The following is a 15074-nucleotide window of genomic DNA, read 5'->3' on the forward strand; positions in this document are numbered from 1 at the left end:
GCCCTGCTACCTCATCGAAGATTGCATGACTGCATGACTGATTGCTTTCAGTTGATTAAGTAACCCTTAACGAATCGCACGGTGTTTTCCAAGGTTCGTGTCATGTCGGGATGCGTTAGCTGATACCTTTGTTCCAGTTGCTTGCTATGGCGCATATCGAAGCGCTGCGTCTGAATGAAGTTCAATGACTCGGCGCTGATCGCGAATCGGGCCGCCAGTCCAGGAATCGACAACAGCCAGCGAAGCAAACCTATCGCTACATGGCGGCGGGGTGCCTTGACCTCCAGCATTTTTGCCAGCTGGCCAAGCATTTCCTGCAAATTTGGCGTGCGCTCATAGAGTGCCAGCACCTGCTGGTTGGCCATCAAGGGGTCGAACGCCACGCAGGTTATCATCGCCACCAGATAGTCGACGCTGACCACTGGCAACCAGTGCTCGGGGGAACCGGGGACAGCTTTGAACCTGCCTTGTGCCAGATTTCGAATGAGTTCGGCCAGGGGTTGTCCTTCCAGAATGTGCCCACTCTCACTGTGGCCACACACCGTAGCAGGATGAACGATGGTGTAATCGGCGCCCGCTTCCTGCATGTAGCGCATCACTGCGAAATGGGACTCAAGCTTGCTGCCTTCGTAGCCACCCACACGGTCGTAGACTGCGGGCCAGTTTGTGTTTTCAGGGCGCTCATGATCAACCCCGATACTGGCAAGGTGGGTGAGGTTTTGCAGCATGTAGCCGCCCACCATCAGTAATCGGATGCGCTGGTTTGCCGCAAGCCTGGCGACCCTCAGCGCCCCCTGCACATTGACTGCGCGGGCGTGCTCCATGCTTAGCCCCCAGGTAAATTGCGCCGCGAGGTGAAAGGCCACAGCGGCCGAAGACACGCGCTGCTTGTCTGCCTCGCTGAGCCCAAGCGCCTCCCTGCTCATGTCGCCCTCAACGGCATGAATATATCTAGGGTTACCGCCCAGTTGCTCCACTTGTTGTCTGAGCCGCCCAATGTTTTCAGGGCTGCGCATAAGTACCCAGGTCTTGTGCCCTGTCGCAGTAAGACGGGCCAGCAAATGTTGACCCACAAACCCAGTGCCGCCGGTAACGAAGCATTCCACACTCATGCCTGACTCCTTGTTTGGATGATGGGTGCAGGCTAAGGTGTAGAGTCTGCTCTACAGTCAAGGGAATTTACTGTGAACGTTGGAGAGTTGGAACGCCGAAGTGGAATTGGCCGCCATGCATTGCGCTATTACGAAAAACTCGGGCTTATCGTGGCCCAGCGGCAGGCCAACAACTACCGCAGCTACAGCGATCAGACCGTTGTCGATCTGGGGTTTATTCAGAATGCCCAAAGCATGGGTTTTTCCCTTTCGGCAATCGGGGAAATTCTCGCGGCCAAACGGGGTAATACCATCGATTGCGCACAAGGCGCTGCCTTGGTCGCCAGCAAGATGGCTGAAATTCAAGCGAAGATCAGCACTCTGCAAGCCACGTATGGTTTTCTCGATGCAGAGCGTGTGAAGCTTGAAGCCAGCGCCATTGCCCAGGGACTGACTATTTCTTACCCTCCCCTCACTGGACATGCATCGAAGCCGTAGCACTGTCCATCCTTTGCTCTCGACGCGTTTTACTCCCTCTTTTGGGAGGTAAGCACTGAGGGTCGTTACTCGGCACGGCCAAGCCAATCAGCCGCGGACTCAGGTGCAAGCGCATTTGCCAGAGGTGAACGAGCTACGGCCAAGGTATGCGGGCGAGGTGAGATGGCGGGCAAAAGAAAGCCCGCTGCTAGGCGGGCAAGGTCTATCACACGTAGGGATGGTGATAATGTCTCCCAAGCGATGTGAAAAATTAGTCAAGGAAACGTCCAAGCAATCTCATCGCCGCAACATTGAGCCAAGACCAGCTTTGCAGCGACGGGCTGCTACCGCGTCAGTGACTATTCACCCAGTACAGATCGCACACCACCTGGGTTACAAAATCCTGAGGCCATGCGGCGTAGCGATGTAGGCCTTCAATGCGTACCGCTCGCTGCGTAAGACACTGACCGGCCCGGTAAAGCCGATTGATTCCAGCTGGCGTTCTACTAGGCTGGGATCGGGATGAGCAATTTCCAAACGATGCAATTCACAGCCTTTATCATCGAGTCTCTTGGCGGGATGCTCCGATTCGCCCCAATCGATCAGGCTAGGGACAGCCCCTTGCAGAGGCAGATGCCCGTCAGGCTGAATCGAAATTTTCCACGACAGACCTCCCCTGCTCATCGGTTCGATGTCTCCAAAAACCTGCCTGAGGCTCTCGTCTGCGCTATCCAGACGCTCCGTACGCGCCACCCAGTGCGCTAAATAGGGCGATGATTGCGCACTTAGCTCATCCAGACCGAACCACCTAGGTCGCGTAGGCAAGGGGGCCTCACTGTCAGGAGCAATGACTTCAAGATAAAACGACTCTCCTAATCGCAGGAGCAGATTGTGAGTGCTCATGCGCGGGTGCTTACCACCTGGCTGCAACTGCACTGCGAGTTGACGCTCGACGAATTGGGCCCCCAACGGCAGGGTCGGTGACACAATGACCAAATGATCCAAGGTGGAACGCATCATAGCCTGCTATCTCCCTAATCAAAGAACTCCAAGCGTTGCCGCCTTTTCACCCGGCATGCTCGATTGCAGTACGGCTCACTTACACTGATCGCCTGGCCCCGCTCGACGTGTACACCCCGCAGGATATGCGCGCGTCGCTTTCGGGATGATTGCCCTAGAATGTGCCCCGGTAGTGAGCGGCCAGCAGCGCAAAGCGCGCACCGGCCCTTTAACCATGGGCGCAGGCCTCACCTGTTTCGCCTCTGGCGTTTCGATTGCGGCGTTGAACCAGAGAAAGTGGAAAAAGCGGCGGGGCTGGGCATGAGCACCACGCTCTCCTCAAGATGCTGAAGGCTGGTTGGTCAACTTCGCATGGGTGGTCAGTTCTTCAGCGATGAAGGCCGAGATCATCGCCCGGTAGACCTGTTCCACGACTTCAGCCGAGGCACCGGCTTCGTCGGCCATATAACGAACCTTCCTTATCACTTGCTCGACCCGAGCAGGCGCCCGCACTTCATCGGTGGTTTCCTTGAAGCCCGCAGCTTGCGTCACGAGCCTGCCCCGTTTGGCGAGAAGCGAAACGAGGCTACGATCGATTTCATCGATCTCTTGGCGGACTTCGTCCAGAGACGTGCAACGTACATCCATTTGCTTGAATTCCTTTTCATAAGCCTGCGATTGATTGGGACAGGCAGTTGCTGGTAGTGCGGCGCTGTATTGTAGCCTCAGGCGGAACGTCCGCTATGGGTCGTTAGCGGCCGGTCGCGACTGAGAGCTTTCGACCCATAGCGGTCCTTCAGGAAATTGTCTTGGAGAGCCGTAGTACCTTAGTACCCCACCTATGCCGGAAAGGAGAGCTAGCGAGCGAAATCTACGAAGGCAGTACACGCCGAATTTAGCGGCACACAGTTCCGGCTAAGCCACCTGTTGCTGCCATGCCTGAGGCGTTAGGCCTTCGGATTTCATAAACGCTCGGCAGAAATGTGGCTGATCGTAGAAGCCGCACTCTAGGGCGATCTCGGCGAGCATCATCGTCGATGTCTCTAGCAGTTCTTTACTCTTCCTCAGCCGCTGCTCACGCAACCACTGCTGAGGAGAGACCTGTGTGGATTCCTTGAACCTGCGCGAGAAATAGCTGCGCGACAGTCCGCATGCTTCCGCAAGTGCGGTGACCGAAATGCCGATATCCAGATGATCCAACATCAGCTGCTTGGCCGTTTTGACTTGCCATGGTTTAAGCCGCCCCGTCGACTTAATCGCGACGTAGGCTATAACGATGCCTTTAGCACTGTTCATGGAGATCAATTCGTCCTGAAAAAATCTGAAGATGAATTGATCCGGGCGGCACTATTCGGTGAAGCATCTTCTGAAGCTTCAAGCACTCCGTCATGACTGATCGCCCGGATCGGTTCGTTCCGGCCCCGCTTGTTGAGCATAAAATCAACTTTGGGGCTGATCAGGTCTCAGATCGATGCGGCCTCGGGCGCCAAGGTAGGGCCGTGCTGAACACGCTCTGGCGCTTTGTGCACCATGGTGTAGGCGTAGTCGACGCCCATGCCGTAGGCACCCGAATGCTCTTTGACCAGTTCCATGACCGCATCGTAGGTGTCGCGGTTTTTCCAGTCGCGCTGCCACTCCAGCAGCACCTGTTGCCAGGTTACTGGCACTACGCCCGCCTGGATCATGCGCTGCATGGCGTAGTCGTGTGCTTCCTTGGTCGTGCCGCCGGAAGCGTCGGCAACCATGTAGATCTCGTAGCCCGCATCGTGCATGGCGGACAGTGCGAAGGTGGTGTTGCAGACCTCAGTCCACAGGCCCGAAACAATGATCTTGTTCCGACCGTTCTTTTTCAGCGCGTCGCGAACCTTCTGGTCGTCCCAGGAGTTCATGGAGGTGCGCTCCAGCAACGGCGCATCAGGGAATACCGCGAGCAGTTCGGGGTAGGTATGGCCGGAGAAACTCTCGGTTTCGACCGTGGTGAAGATGGTGGGGACATTGAAGATCTTGGCTGCTTTGGCCAGGCCCACGGTATTGTTCTTCAACGTCTGCCGGTCAATGCTTTGTACGCCAAAAGCCATCTGCGGTTGCTGATCGATGAAGATCAGTTGGCTGTTGAGCGGGGTGAGGACTTCAGTGTGTGGATTGCTCATTGTTCTTCCCTTTTGTTGAACGGTGGCGAGAGTTTCCCCGGCGGGTTGTCGCCGAGTGCCAGCACAAGATAGCGAAACACTCAGCGAAACGGTGGCGCATTTTTGCGCTCTTGAGGGAGCATAACTGCACCACAGGTAGCGTCCAATCCGGTGCTAGGATCTCGGCCAGTCGGATCACGTCGATCCATTTTTCGCCAAGGAGAATCCAATGGCCGCTTCACGACCTTTCAACGACGACACCGCCTACTGGGGCGTTCCATGGGAAGAGGGCTACGGCTATCCGCAGGCGCGGCGAGTCGGGAACGAGATTTTCATCTCGGGGCAGTTCAACCATGACGAAGAAGGCAACCTGGTAGCGCCGGCGCCACTGGATGCTGACGGTCGTCCGAGCGATTTTTCGTCAATGGGCGAACAGATGCGGGTTTCCTACGACAACATTGCCAAGTTGCTCGCCCTGTATGGCGCCACGATGCAGGATGTCGTTGAGGAAACGCTGTATGTGCTGGACATGGACGCTGCTTTTGCGGTCGTCGGCAAGGTGCGTAAGGCAGCTTACGGCACAGAACGCCCGCAGGCGGCCAGCAATATCATTGGTGTATCGCGGCTCGCCCAGCGTCCCCAGCTGATTGAGATCGTGTGTCGAGCTGTCATCGGCGCCCACGCCAAATGAACGGTGCTCCCGGTTTCCGCTATGAAACCGGGATGGCCTGCTGACCTTCGACCAGCGGTTTGAGGTCGGCCACGGCAGCGGCGCAGAACGTCATGAATGCTTTCACCCGCCAGGATTTCCTGATGTCCTGGTGGGTAAGCAACCATAGCTCATCCTGAAGCTCCTGAACTACTTGGCCTGCCCGAACCAATCCTGGGGTAATGTCGCCCAGCATGCAGGGGAGGAAGCCAAAACCGAGACCTGCTGCAATAGCCGCGCTCGCAGCCGCCACGGAATCGGTGCGGTAGGAGATGAACTCAGAGGGCACCCGACATTCGACGTAGCTCGTTGCCTTCAATCCGCACAGGCCTCCCGAGTAGGATACCCACGACTGCCCCTCAGCGAAGGGGTCGGCAATCGCTGCCTGCTTGACGCTGCGATACGGCGCCCAGGCGATGTTGGCGAGCTTGCGACCCACTAGGGTATCTGCCGGTTTTTTGGTCGCACGTATCGCAATGTCCGACTCGTCCCTCGCCAAACTCAACGTCTGGTTGCCGACTAATACCTCAACGGTGATCCCCTCATTGAGGGCTTTGAAGTCCGCGATGATAGGCGTTAGAAAGTACAGCAGCAGCGAGTCGCTGGTGGTGATTCGCAGTTTCCCCAGCGGGCCTTGGCCGGCGCGAGAAACCCTGCGGGTGACACTGACGATGTCCAGTTCAACGCGCTCGGCCAGTGCACGCAGTTCGGCGCCCTCGGCAGTCAGAAGATACCCCGCCTTACGATGATCGAACAGCGCGACCCCAAGGGTCTTCTCAACCTGCGCGACCCGGCGCGAGACGGTGGACACATTGATGCCGAGCTTCTTGGCCGTGGCCGCGCGGTTGCTACAGTCACTCAGCGTTTTGATGATACGCAAGTCGTCCCAGGAAAGCTGGCTTACAGCTTCTCCGGCATCCCATTTCGGTCCATTAGAATTCGATTGGATCGGCGAGACACTTCCAGGTGAAGGATTCACGAAAATCATTCCAGATGAGGAGGAGCAATGATACGAGAAGGGGATTAGTCTGCCCACCATTCTGGGAGTAAGTCACACTCATTCAATCCGAGACATATGCCAGCTTATTTTGAACGCAGTCAATCGCGAGCGTCCGCCTTCGACCCATTGCGGACGTCCGTCAGAGACTGCTTTCGGCTCATACCCGTCGTTCAGAAGGGGCCGCAAAGGCCTGAAACAGACTGTAGGCAATACTAGGGCGGTCTCTGAAGTACTGCGTTTGCATGTTGAGTCATAGGTCATCACGTTTTAGCGGCAGGTTTGAGTCGGAAGCTGACGCCCATACGGTTAAAAGCGTTCATTGCGGCAATGGCCGCTGTCAGGTCGACAAGGTCCTTTTCGGCAAACATTGCCGATGCTGCTGCGTAAGCTTCGTCGGATACATGTGTCTCGCTTACCCGCGTGACTTCTTCTGCCCAGGCCAATGCTGAGCGCTCCTGATCCGAGAACAAATAGTGCGCTTCATGCCATACTGGTACTAACAGCACTTTGTCCACTGAAATACCTGCTTTGATCAGATCGCGTGAGTGCAGATCGATGCAATGGGCGCAGCCGTTGATTTGAGACACCCTGAGAAACACGAGGTGAATCAACGGGGCTGGCAAATTTGTCGCGGTGGTCACGAAATGATGCAGCCCGCCAAGGGCCTTGGCTGCACCAGGCGAAGCTTCAAACCAATTGAGTCGACTCATGATTTCTTTTCCTGTCTTTGAGCAATGAAGAGGGTGACATGCGGATTGCCGCTTGACGGCACACCGCCCAGCTAATGTGCAAACCTATACGCTTGAATTCGATGATGTTCTTAAAGCGGGCTGCAGACTTGATCCACACCATGGCTATCCCTACCAAAGAACGTCTGCACCTCACCGTACCCTGTTTCCCTCCCAGTATTCAGTGACTCCACACCCTTGGCGGTACCTTCAACGGTGAAGTAGTACACGTGATTGAGACCGATGGTGGCGAGGACGGCGGACAGGTAGGGTCGCAGAAAGTCGGGTTGACGGGCATGCTGGCCGCTGATGTAGCCCCCGCAAGCTATTGCGACGTAAACCGGACGATCCGTCAGCGATCCGACTTTGCCTTTGGCGGTGCCCAGAAACGTTTTGCCCACGCGTACCACCTGGTCGATCCACATCTTGAGTGGGGCGGGCACGCTGTAGTTGTGCATCGGCGTGGCAATCAGCAGTACGTCGCATGCCTGCAGTTGGTCGATCAACTCGTCGGAACGGCTCAACGTACCCTCCTGACCGCTTGCTATGACTACGCGCTGATTGGCTAACGCCTGGGCGTAAGGCGCATCGACTGGGGCCAAGGAGTTGAGGTCTAAATCGGTCAACTGGATACCCCTTCTGCCGGCCTGACTGGCCAAGGCAAACAGGATCTGCTGGGACAGTTTCAGACTTTCCGAATCCTCTGCATTGGGGCTGGCGACCAGGCGAAGAATGCGCAAAGGAGCAAGTGGCTGTTGTGACGATGTCATGAGGTTCGCCTCCTTGGATGTGCGTGCGGGTTATGGCGTATCGAACTGTTTCTGAAAGCGCAGTGCACCCGTCAACAGGCCTTCACGGAAGTAGAAGCGTTGCGCGCGGGCGTTGGCCAAACCCGTGTCGAGCACCAGGCGTGCACAACCGCTGGCGCGGGCCAGTCGCTCCAAGGCTTGCAATAAGCGCGAGCCCCACTGACCTCCCCGCTGAGCCTCGGCGGTTACAAGGTCATCGACATACAGGAATGCGCCGTAGACCAGGTTTTCCTGTAAGCGGTAACCAGCCAGTGCCACAAGAACGCCTAAGTCATAAGCACCAATCAGGCGATAGCCTTCAACGCGCATACGCTCGATGCGGCTGACGAAGTCAGCTTCGCTCGTCAGATGAGGGCGCAATTGCTGCATTACCGGGAATGCGCTGCAGAGGTCATGGGTGCTGTCCAGGGGGCGCAGGGACGTGTCGGCCAGGTCGAGCACGCTGGGTATGAAGTTGTGCAAAGGGGATGTCATGGGAGTTGCCCTCATGAGTAGGTGATGGCGCTATATTGGACTACCATTGACCCACTTGATTGAGCCAAGAAATGGGATATGAACTAGGCCATGATGACCTCCCCTAAGCCGCCTTTTGCTCCCTTGGAAGAGCAGTCTGCCTTGCCTCTGTATCGTCAACTGTACGACCGCGTACTGGCCGCCGTTGCCGCAGGCACGTTGTCCCCCGGTGACCGCTTGCCGTCGGCGCGCGCCATGGCCAAGGAGCTGGGGGTGGCCCGTGGCACCGTCGAATTGGCCTATTCGCTGCTGGCCAGCGAGGGTTACCTCCTGGCGCTCGGGCAGAAAGGCACCGTAATCAATCCTGAACTGCAGAAGCCCGTGTCGGAGGCCACCGCATTACCAGTCAGCAGCCAAGTGATCGAAGACGCACCTGATTCGCTCTGGCGTCCACCGCAGCTGTTGCCGTTCCAGATGGGGGTACCGGCGCTGGATGCATTTCCGCGCAAGATATGGGCGCGTCTCGGTGCTCGGTATCTCCGTGGGATGCGTCTTGGAGATCTGGACTATCCGGCACCCCACGGCCTGGCAGCGTTGCGCAGCGCCATTGCTTCGTATCTGCAGGTGTCCCGAGGTATCGATTGCGGTGCCCATCAGGTGTTTATCACCAGCGGTTGGCGCAATAGCCTGTCCTTAGTCGCACATACCCTGTTGCAGCCAGGCGAGTGCGCCTGGGTGGAAGACCCGGGCTATCCCACTACGCGCCAGGTGCTTCGCCAGTTCGGCCTGGACCTGGAAGCGGTGCCGGTTGATGCCGAAGGCATGAACGTAGAACACGCCATCGCGGGTTCTCGGACTGCTCAGGTCGTCATGGTGACACCAGGGCATCAGAGCCCGCTGTCGATGGCACTGTCGCTGCCACGCCGGCAACTGCTACTCGATTGGGCTGCCCGCACCGGTGGCTGGATTGTCGAGGACGATTACGACGGCGAGTACCGCTACGTCAGCCGTCCACTTCCAGCGCTGGCCAGCTTGGATCGCCATGGGCGCGTGCTGTATGCCGGCACCTTCAGCAAGGTGCTGTTTCCCGGTATTCGCCTGGCTTATCTGGTGGTGCCGCAGGCGCAGGTGGCAGCGTTCGAGCGCGTCGGCCGGGCCTTGTTTGCTGCCGGGTCACCGTCAATTACCCAGGCTTTGGTGGCGGAGTTCGTTGCCGAGGGACACTTCGCTCGGCATATCCAACGCATGCGCCGCCTCTACAACGAGCGACGGGCATTGACCATCGAAGCACTGGACCGGAGTTTGCCGAAGGGTCTGCAGGTGGAACGCTCGCCAGGCGGCATGCACTTAGTACTGCGTTTGCCGGAGGACGTAAGCGACACCGCCCTGGCCGAGCAGGTGCTGGCCAGGGGTATGTCGGTACAAGCGTTGTCGCGCTGGGCTGCGTCATCGCAGCGTCAGTCAGGTCTGCTCCTGAGTTTTACCAACTGCGCCACGACGGCTCCAGGCGAGCAGCTTGGCGCGTTGATCAGCAAGTTACTCAGTTGAGGTTGGCCTTGTTCAGGCCGAACAGCTCATCGGACGAGCCGGGGATCGCCTGGAAGGCCGCATTGAGGCGATTCCAGCCATTGATGGCGACGATTAGGAACGACAAATCCGACAGCTCCTGCTCGGAAAACTGCTCAAGCGCACTCGCATACAGGCTGTTGGAGATACCATGAGGCGGCAGTTGGGTTAGGGCTTCAGTCCACTCCAGCGCCGCCCGCTCTACTGGCGAAAACAGCCCTGACTCACGCCATACGGCCACGTGGTGAAGACGCAGCTCGCGCTCGCCATGGATCTTGGCCTCTTTCACATGCATATCCACGCAGAACGCACAGCCGTTGAGCTGCGAAGCGCGCAACATGATCAGGTGGGCAAGATCGGCCAGTGGCGGTTTCTTGCTCAGTTGTAGGGTGAGTTCCACCAGTTTGTTGGACGCTTGGGGAGACAGCTTGAAGTAATCAAGGCGGTTGTTCATGGGTAGTTGCTCGCAGTGGGTGGAGTTTGTTGGAGCCCACTGTAGCAACGCTTGGAATAGCCCCACAGGGCCAAGATGGTAGCTTCGAACTAGGCCATGTCTGTATCGAAGTACGCCATGAACACCCATCGAGCGGTATGGTCGAAGGGGCGCTATAGGCCGTTCATTGCCCTCCGCGAATGGCCGCAATGGGTCGAAAGCGGCCGGTCACGACGGACTGCTATCGACCCCATGTCGACAGTCCGGGCCGATACCCAGGCTAGAGCCTTTGAGGGATTAGTTTCGATAGTTGATAACAGCCCTACATTTGATAGGGAAGTTGACCGAGTTTGCAATGAAACACTCATGGTGAGCATCGTCATGCAAGCGCATTGCAAGATCCCTATCTGATTGACTACTAATGATGATGTGAGGTCTTAGCTCTGCTTCCTTGAAGTGGCCCTTGCGCTGGCCATCGCCTTCGATCATACGGCCCACCGGGTGGTCAACGTATTCCAGCACGCACACATTGTTAACGGCGCACAGATGAAGATACCAGAGCTTGTGGCAGGACGAGATCGATGCCAGCAGCATGTCTTCAGGGTTCCAGCATTCGGGATTACCACGAAAAGCAGGGTCGGCGGAACCAGGGATAGGCGCTTTCCCTGGCGCCTCGACAGTGAACGCTCTCTAGTAAGCCGTATAACTGGCAGTACCCTCACCGGTGTTACCTATCCAATTGATGGTGACAGCATAATTGTGTTCTTTCATCGTCACTCCTGTGTTGAAAGATGCCCAGAAGATAATCCGCTCTTCTCGCGTTAGCACTGTAATCTTGCACGCTCAGTGTGGTTCCCAACCAGCTGCTCTTGTTTGCATTGACGCATCCGCTGGTGGTACGAAAGCAATGAGCCGACCAGCGAGGTAGCCTTATGGCTGGCATGACAGTGCTTGCTGTCGGTTTTTGATATGGAAAAGCCAACGAACTCCCGACTCAGCCTGTGCATTCAATGTCAGCTATGGGTCGAAAACAGCCGATCGGCCCGAAGCAGCTGTCCGGCAAAAGCAGACATCAACCTGCCGCAATGCTACGCTCGCCAGCCCCACTCAAGGCAACCTGATGGACATACCGTCTCGGCTCATCATCCATGAATCCAGGCACTGGATTGTCAACCACCGCATGGACAGCGCGTTGCCGGGCTACCTGATGCTCAGTGCAAAACAAATGACCAACTCGCTGGCGGCGCTACCGCTCGAAGCGCAATCGGAGTTGGGGGTATTGCAGGCGCGCATCCAGAAAACCATTGAAACGCATCTCGCGCCCAAGCGCTTGTATATCGGGCGGTTTGGGCATGACGCCGGCCACTCCATTCACTTTCACTTCATTCCGGTGTATGACTGGGTTGAAGCGGGTTTCTGGCAGGACGAAAGGTACAGGCTGCTGCAAACCTTCGGCTCGCTCGACAGTGCCCTTGCGCAAACCGATGGCGCCGAATTGATGTTGTTTGTCTGGCGAGAGTTTTGTGAACGCCCCCTGCCGCCACCGGTACAAGGCCCTGGCGTAGATGAAGTCATTGCCACCCTGCGCAGCGCGTTCGACTCAAAGCTGCCCGGCTAGGCCGCGGTCGGAATGATAAACGGGTCGCAATTTCACACTATTGTGCAATGCGAGTGAACCTATTGATCCCATAGCGTTCTAGGATACCGGCCCGGGCTGGTGGCAATGTGGCAGTAACTGTCCCAGCACGCCTCGCCACGTCGCGAAATCAGCCTGGATGGCATCGTTCCACTCAACTCTACAGGGATGTAAAACCCTCATGCAGCAGACTTCTACTGAAGTGCCAGTGACCGGTCAATTGGTCGGCACTTACCGCTACGGCAAGGGCCTGAAAATCTTCACGATAGTTTTCAGCCTGGCGCTACTGATCCTGGCCGGCCTCATCGTTTACTTCGCCACCACCTTGCCGGTGAACAGCAGCGGGCCTGTCACGTTCACCACCCCGTCAGGCTCGACGATGCGCTTCAATGGCAACGTCTCGATGCTCTATTACACCGGCGCGTTGCTGGCGTTCATCGCGGTGGGCATCGCGGCGCTGTATGCGTGGCACAGTCGCTATCGGCACAGCAGCTACGAGCTGTATGAACAGGGCATCGCCTACACCACCAAGGGCGTGCGCACCTACGTGCCGTTCACTGAAATCGAGCATTTGTACCTGTTCGCCTCGGGGCAGACGATGTTCAGCGGCATGATCACCAACCTGGCGTTCCGTCGCAATGCCAGCGAGCCGTTCCACCGGGTGATCGAACCGCTCAAGCGCTTCTTCGAATTCCAGCAACTGTTTCGCGAGCTCTACCTCGACGCCAGGCAACCTGCGGTCCTGCAGACCTTGCACAGCGGTGGCACGGTGACGTTCGAGTACGCCGACACCAGCCAAGTCTGGCGCAAGCGTGTGAGCGGCAACTTCCTCGATATCAAGACCCTGCCGATCGTGGTTTCACGAGATTACCTGCAGGTCCAGGGCAGCCAGGTATCGATGGCTTCGCTACGCAGCGTGGACACTAGCGCCTGGAGCGAGAAGGTGGTGATCAAGGATGCGTCTGGCAAGCCAGTACTGTCGACCGTCGCCACCGGCATCCTCAACATGGACCTGTTCCTCAACACGTTAGCCCTGTTGATGGAAACGTCTGTCGAGCAGACCGCTGAACACACTGCCTGAACACACGGGGCGCAGGGCTCAACGCCCTGCCCCCCCGTGGTTATAAGTGCCCTACCCCGGATCGTCCCCTCTGACAGCAATTCCCCGCCAGCCCCTGAACATACCCCGCACCTCCCGAATACGCCGAAAACTCTCGTTTGAGTGCGCAAAAGCGCGCGCCAGCTACACATCATCATTCGCTTGAGCCTGAACCGTTCGGGTTTTGCACATGAACTTTGCCCGGTGCTGATGGGCCTCCTACTTCAGGTCTACTGATAAAGGAGCTAACCCCATGAGTGCACAATTGAACGGCAAGCGCGTGGCGTTTCTGGTCACCGACGGGTTCGAACAGGTGGAACTGACCGGCCCGCGCGAAGCCCTGGAACAAAACGGCGCGGTCGTCGACATTCTGAGTGACAAGCCAGGTACGGTCCGCGGCTGGAATCATGACAAGCCCGCTGACCCATTCACGGTAGATGCCACATTCGACAACGCCCAACTCGACCTGTACGACGCGCTGGTGCTGCCAGGCGGGGTGCAGAACTCCGACACGATCCGGCTGGTCCCCGGCGCGCAAAAACTGGTGAAAAGCCATGACTCAGCCGGCAGACCGCTGGCGGTGATCTGTCACGGCGCATGGCTGCTGGTGTCCAGTGGCCTGGCCAAGGGCAAGCGCATGACCAGCTACAAAACCTTGCAAGACGATATTCGCAATGCCGGTGGCATCTGGGTCGACGAGCAGGTGGTGGTCGATGGCAACCTGATCAGCAGCCGCCAACCTGATGATATTCCGGCCTTCAATGAGCAGTTGATCAAGGCCTTGGCAGGCTGATTTTTACTCTTCCAACGAATACCACTGCAGGAGCCTTGTTCCATGAGCGACTACCCTACTCCGCCATTCCCCTCCCAAGCGCAAAGCGTTCCAGGTTCACAACGCAAGATGGAGCCGTATCCGGACTGCGGTGAACAGACCTACACCGGGCACAATCGGCTCGACGGCAAGATCGCCCTGATCACCGGTGCCGACAGCGGCATCGGCCGAGCGGTTGCGATTGCCTATGCCCGCGAAGGCGCAGACGTTGCCATCGCCTATCTCGATGAACACGACGATGCCCAGGAAACCGCGCGCTGGGTCGAGGCGGCGGGTCGCCAATGCCTGCTGCTACCCGGTGACCTGGCGCACAAACAGCACTGCTACGAGATCGTCGACAAAACCGTGGCGCAGTTCGGTCGCATCGACATCCTGGTCAATAACGCCGCGTTCCAGATGGCCCATGAAACCCTGGACGAGATTGACGATGATGAGTGGGTGAAGACCTTCGACACCAACATCACGGCGATCTTTCGCATCTGCCAGCGGGCATTGCCGTCGATGGGCAAAGGTGCTTCGATCATCAATACCAGTTCGGTCAACTCCGATGATCCGTCACCTAGCCTGTTGGCGTATGCCGCTACCAAGGGTGCCATCGCCAATTTCAGCGCAGGCCTTGCCCAATTGCTGGCCAAGCAAGGCATTCGGGTCAACAGTGTCGCGCCTGGGCCGATCTGGACACCGCTGATCCCCGCCACCATGCCGGATGAGGCAGTAAGGAACTTCGGCTCGGGCTACCCGATGGGACGCCCAGGGCAACCGGTTGAGGTTGCACCGATCTACGTCCTGCTGGCTTCTGATGAAGCGAGCTACATCTCCGGCTCGCGCTACGCGGTCACCGGCGGCAAACCGATTCTTTGAGCACGACGCTGAGGCCCGCGGGTGCGGGCCTCAGTGCTTTTTCGACGGTTCTTGGCGAGCCGTTTTCTGCGCGGTCGAATCATGCTCGGTACCTGACGAACCATCCGGTCGATGGGCATCGTTGTCCCGCTCCTGTTCACCCTGCGGCTTGGCCGGTGGCGGTGTTTCAACGCGGTCTTGGCTATGCTTTTTCATCGCTTGCCCTGCTCCCTCTCGGTGTCCCGTTGAACAAGTGATGCCCTGACGGTCAAT

The 15074-nt window shown here is 57.6% G+C and carries 18 protein-coding genes and 1 pseudogene; 7 read left to right on the top strand and 12 right to left on the bottom strand.

The features are described from left to right. Positions 1 to 47 precede the first annotated feature (47 nt). Positions 48 to 1112 (bottom strand): SDR family oxidoreductase, encoded by a 1065-nt coding sequence (locus ACF8K2_RS11830; protein WP_392464933.1) that lies wholly within the window; start codon positions 1110 to 1112, stop codon positions 48 to 50. Between the two features lie 72 nt (positions 1113 to 1184). Between ACF8K2_RS11830 and ACF8K2_RS11835 the strand changes: the two genes are divergently transcribed. Beyond that, positions 1185 to 1589, top strand: coding sequence for a MerR family transcriptional regulator (locus ACF8K2_RS11835; RefSeq protein WP_392464934.1), 405 nt, complete (start codon positions 1185 to 1187; stop codon positions 1587 to 1589). 372 nt (positions 1590 to 1961) lie between these two features. Here the strand turns inward: ACF8K2_RS11835 and ACF8K2_RS11840 are convergent, their stop codons facing one another. The 4 genes from ACF8K2_RS11840 to ACF8K2_RS11855 form a co-directional block, all read right to left on the bottom strand. Further along, a complete protein-coding gene (locus ACF8K2_RS11840; protein ID WP_392464935.1) occupies positions 1962 to 2588 on the bottom strand; it encodes a VOC family protein in 627 nt (208 codons plus the stop codon). Between the two features lie 318 nt (positions 2589 to 2906). Beyond that, a complete protein-coding gene (locus tag ACF8K2_RS11845) occupies positions 2907 to 3215 on the bottom strand; it encodes a chorismate mutase (RefSeq protein ID WP_392464936.1) in 309 nt (102 codons plus the stop codon). A 267-nt stretch (positions 3216 to 3482) separates the two neighbouring features. Beyond that, positions 3483 to 3863 carry a helix-turn-helix domain-containing protein gene (locus tag ACF8K2_RS11850; protein WP_089230371.1) on the bottom strand — a complete coding sequence of 127 codons (381 nt, stop codon included), beginning with the start codon at positions 3861 to 3863 and terminating at the stop codon, positions 3483 to 3485. A gap of 167 nt (positions 3864 to 4030) precedes the next feature. Further along, positions 4031 to 4717, bottom strand: a complete 687-nt coding sequence (locus ACF8K2_RS11855; RefSeq protein ID WP_084296595.1) for a hydrolase — start codon at positions 4715 to 4717, stop codon at positions 4031 to 4033. A gap of 208 nt (positions 4718 to 4925) precedes the next feature. Here ACF8K2_RS11855 and ACF8K2_RS11860 point away from each other — a divergent pair, with 208 nt between their 5' ends. Then, positions 4926 to 5387 carry a RidA family protein gene (locus ACF8K2_RS11860; RefSeq protein ID WP_058133611.1) on the top strand — a complete coding sequence of 154 codons (462 nt, stop codon included), beginning with the start codon at positions 4926 to 4928 and terminating at the stop codon, positions 5385 to 5387. Between the two features lie 19 nt (positions 5388 to 5406). Here ACF8K2_RS11860 and ACF8K2_RS11865 read toward each other — a convergent pair whose 3' ends face one another. From ACF8K2_RS11865 to ACF8K2_RS11880, 4 genes are all read right to left on the bottom strand, one after another. Further along, positions 5407 to 6393 (bottom strand): LysR family transcriptional regulator, encoded by a 987-nt coding sequence (locus ACF8K2_RS11865; protein ID WP_177408881.1) that lies wholly within the window; start codon positions 6391 to 6393, stop codon positions 5407 to 5409. Between the two features lie 272 nt (positions 6394 to 6665). Beyond that, entirely contained in the window at positions 6666 to 7115 is a 450-nt protein-coding gene (locus ACF8K2_RS11870; protein WP_023532827.1) for a carboxymuconolactone decarboxylase family protein, read from the bottom strand. A 110-nt stretch (positions 7116 to 7225) separates the two neighbouring features. Next, positions 7226 to 7903, bottom strand: a complete 678-nt coding sequence (locus ACF8K2_RS11875; protein ID WP_023532703.1) for an FMN-dependent NADH-azoreductase — start codon at positions 7901 to 7903, stop codon at positions 7226 to 7228. A gap of 30 nt (positions 7904 to 7933) precedes the next feature. After that, positions 7934 to 8416 carry a GNAT family N-acetyltransferase gene (locus ACF8K2_RS11880; protein ID WP_023532427.1) on the bottom strand — a complete coding sequence of 161 codons (483 nt, stop codon included), beginning with the start codon at positions 8414 to 8416 and terminating at the stop codon, positions 7934 to 7936. Positions 8417 to 8506: 90 nt separating this feature from the next. Here ACF8K2_RS11880 and ACF8K2_RS11885 point away from each other — a divergent pair, with 90 nt between their 5' ends. Next, entirely contained in the window at positions 8507 to 9943 is a 1437-nt protein-coding gene (locus ACF8K2_RS11885; RefSeq protein ID WP_033728313.1) for a PLP-dependent aminotransferase family protein, read from the top strand. Here the strand turns inward: ACF8K2_RS11885 and ACF8K2_RS11890 are convergent. Beyond that, entirely contained in the window at positions 9936 to 10415 is a 480-nt protein-coding gene (locus ACF8K2_RS11890) for a carboxymuconolactone decarboxylase family protein (RefSeq protein ID WP_392464941.1), read from the bottom strand. The genes ACF8K2_RS11885 and ACF8K2_RS11890 overlap by 8 nt on opposite strands. A gap of 276 nt (positions 10416 to 10691) precedes the next feature. Beyond that, positions 10692 to 11165, bottom strand: a pseudogene (locus ACF8K2_RS11895) (OsmC family protein). 349 nt (positions 11166 to 11514) lie between these two features. On the opposite strand from ACF8K2_RS11895, the gene ACF8K2_RS11900 reads away from it, so the two are divergent. From ACF8K2_RS11900 to ACF8K2_RS11915, 4 genes are all read left to right on the top strand, one after another. Then, positions 11515 to 12012, top strand: a complete 498-nt coding sequence (locus ACF8K2_RS11900; protein ID WP_392465093.1) for an HIT family protein — start codon at positions 11515 to 11517, stop codon at positions 12010 to 12012. 199 nt (positions 12013 to 12211) lie between these two features. Further along, positions 12212 to 13111, top strand: a complete 900-nt coding sequence (locus ACF8K2_RS11905; RefSeq protein WP_186553331.1) for a hypothetical protein — start codon at positions 12212 to 12214, stop codon at positions 13109 to 13111. A 271-nt stretch (positions 13112 to 13382) separates the two neighbouring features. Then, positions 13383 to 13922, top strand: coding sequence for a type 1 glutamine amidotransferase domain-containing protein (locus ACF8K2_RS11910; RefSeq protein WP_392464943.1), 540 nt, complete (start codon positions 13383 to 13385; stop codon positions 13920 to 13922). Positions 13923 to 13964: 42 nt separating this feature from the next. Continuing rightward, complete coding sequence (locus ACF8K2_RS11915; RefSeq protein WP_264234553.1) at positions 13965 to 14822, top strand: SDR family oxidoreductase; 858 nt, start codon at positions 13965 to 13967, stop codon at positions 14820 to 14822. Positions 14823 to 14852: 30 nt separating this feature from the next. Here ACF8K2_RS11915 and ACF8K2_RS11920 read toward each other — a convergent pair whose 3' ends face one another. Beyond that, the gene (locus ACF8K2_RS11920; RefSeq protein WP_392464946.1) at positions 14853 to 15017 is read right to left on the bottom strand and encodes a hypothetical protein; all 165 of its coding nucleotides are present in this window, start codon (positions 15015 to 15017) and stop codon (positions 14853 to 14855) included. Positions 15018 to 15074 lie beyond the last annotated feature (57 nt).

The organism is Pseudomonas sp. xss_2 (assembly GCF_043104195.1).
Lineage (GTDB): Bacteria > Pseudomonadota > Gammaproteobacteria > Pseudomonadales > Pseudomonadaceae > Aquipseudomonas > Aquipseudomonas urmiensis.

What these genes read in the sequence shown, in the direction of transcription:
- ACF8K2_RS11830 (WP_392464933.1), bottom strand. Translation starts at nt 1,112, where the DNA reads ATGAGTGTGGAATGCTTCGTTACCGGCGGCACTGGGTTTGTGGGTCAA.
- ACF8K2_RS11840 (WP_392464935.1), bottom strand. Translation starts at nt 2,588, where the DNA reads ATGATGCGTTCCACCTTGGATCATTTGGTCATTGTGTCACCGACCCTG.
- ACF8K2_RS11845 (WP_392464936.1), bottom strand. Translation starts at nt 3,215, where the DNA reads ATGGATGTACGTTGCACGTCTCTGGACGAAGTCCGCCAAGAGATCGAT.
- ACF8K2_RS11850 (WP_089230371.1), bottom strand. Translation starts at nt 3,863, where the DNA reads ATGAACAGTGCTAAAGGCATCGTTATAGCCTACGTCGCGATTAAGTCG.
- ACF8K2_RS11855 (WP_084296595.1), bottom strand. Translation starts at nt 4,717, where the DNA reads ATGAGCAATCCACACACTGAAGTCCTCACCCCGCTCAACAGCCAACTG.
- ACF8K2_RS11860 (WP_058133611.1), top strand. Translation starts at nt 4,926, where the DNA reads ATGGCCGCTTCACGACCTTTCAACGACGACACCGCCTACTGGGGCGTT.
- ACF8K2_RS11865 (WP_177408881.1), bottom strand. Translation starts at nt 6,393, where the DNA reads ATGATTTTCGTGAATCCTTCACCTGGAAGTGTCTCGCCGATCCAATCG.
- ACF8K2_RS11870 (WP_023532827.1), bottom strand. Translation starts at nt 7,115, where the DNA reads ATGAGTCGACTCAATTGGTTTGAAGCTTCGCCTGGTGCAGCCAAGGCC.
- ACF8K2_RS11875 (WP_023532703.1), bottom strand. Translation starts at nt 7,903, where the DNA reads ATGACATCGTCACAACAGCCACTTGCTCCTTTGCGCATTCTTCGCCTG.
- ACF8K2_RS11880 (WP_023532427.1), bottom strand. Translation starts at nt 8,416, where the DNA reads ATGACATCCCCTTTGCACAACTTCATACCCAGCGTGCTCGACCTGGCC.
- ACF8K2_RS11885 (WP_033728313.1), top strand. Translation starts at nt 8,507, where the DNA reads ATGATGACCTCCCCTAAGCCGCCTTTTGCTCCCTTGGAAGAGCAGTCT.
- ACF8K2_RS11890 (WP_392464941.1), bottom strand. Translation starts at nt 10,415, where the DNA reads ATGAACAACCGCCTTGATTACTTCAAGCTGTCTCCCCAAGCGTCCAAC.
- ACF8K2_RS11900 (WP_392465093.1), top strand. Translation starts at nt 11,515, where the DNA reads ATGGACATACCGTCTCGGCTCATCATCCATGAATCCAGGCACTGGATT.
- ACF8K2_RS11905 (WP_186553331.1), top strand. Translation starts at nt 12,212, where the DNA reads ATGCAGCAGACTTCTACTGAAGTGCCAGTGACCGGTCAATTGGTCGGC.
- ACF8K2_RS11910 (WP_392464943.1), top strand. Translation starts at nt 13,383, where the DNA reads ATGAGTGCACAATTGAACGGCAAGCGCGTGGCGTTTCTGGTCACCGAC.
- ACF8K2_RS11915 (WP_264234553.1), top strand. Translation starts at nt 13,965, where the DNA reads ATGAGCGACTACCCTACTCCGCCATTCCCCTCCCAAGCGCAAAGCGTT.
- ACF8K2_RS11920 (WP_392464946.1), bottom strand. Translation starts at nt 15,017, where the DNA reads ATGAAAAAGCATAGCCAAGACCGCGTTGAAACACCGCCACCGGCCAAG.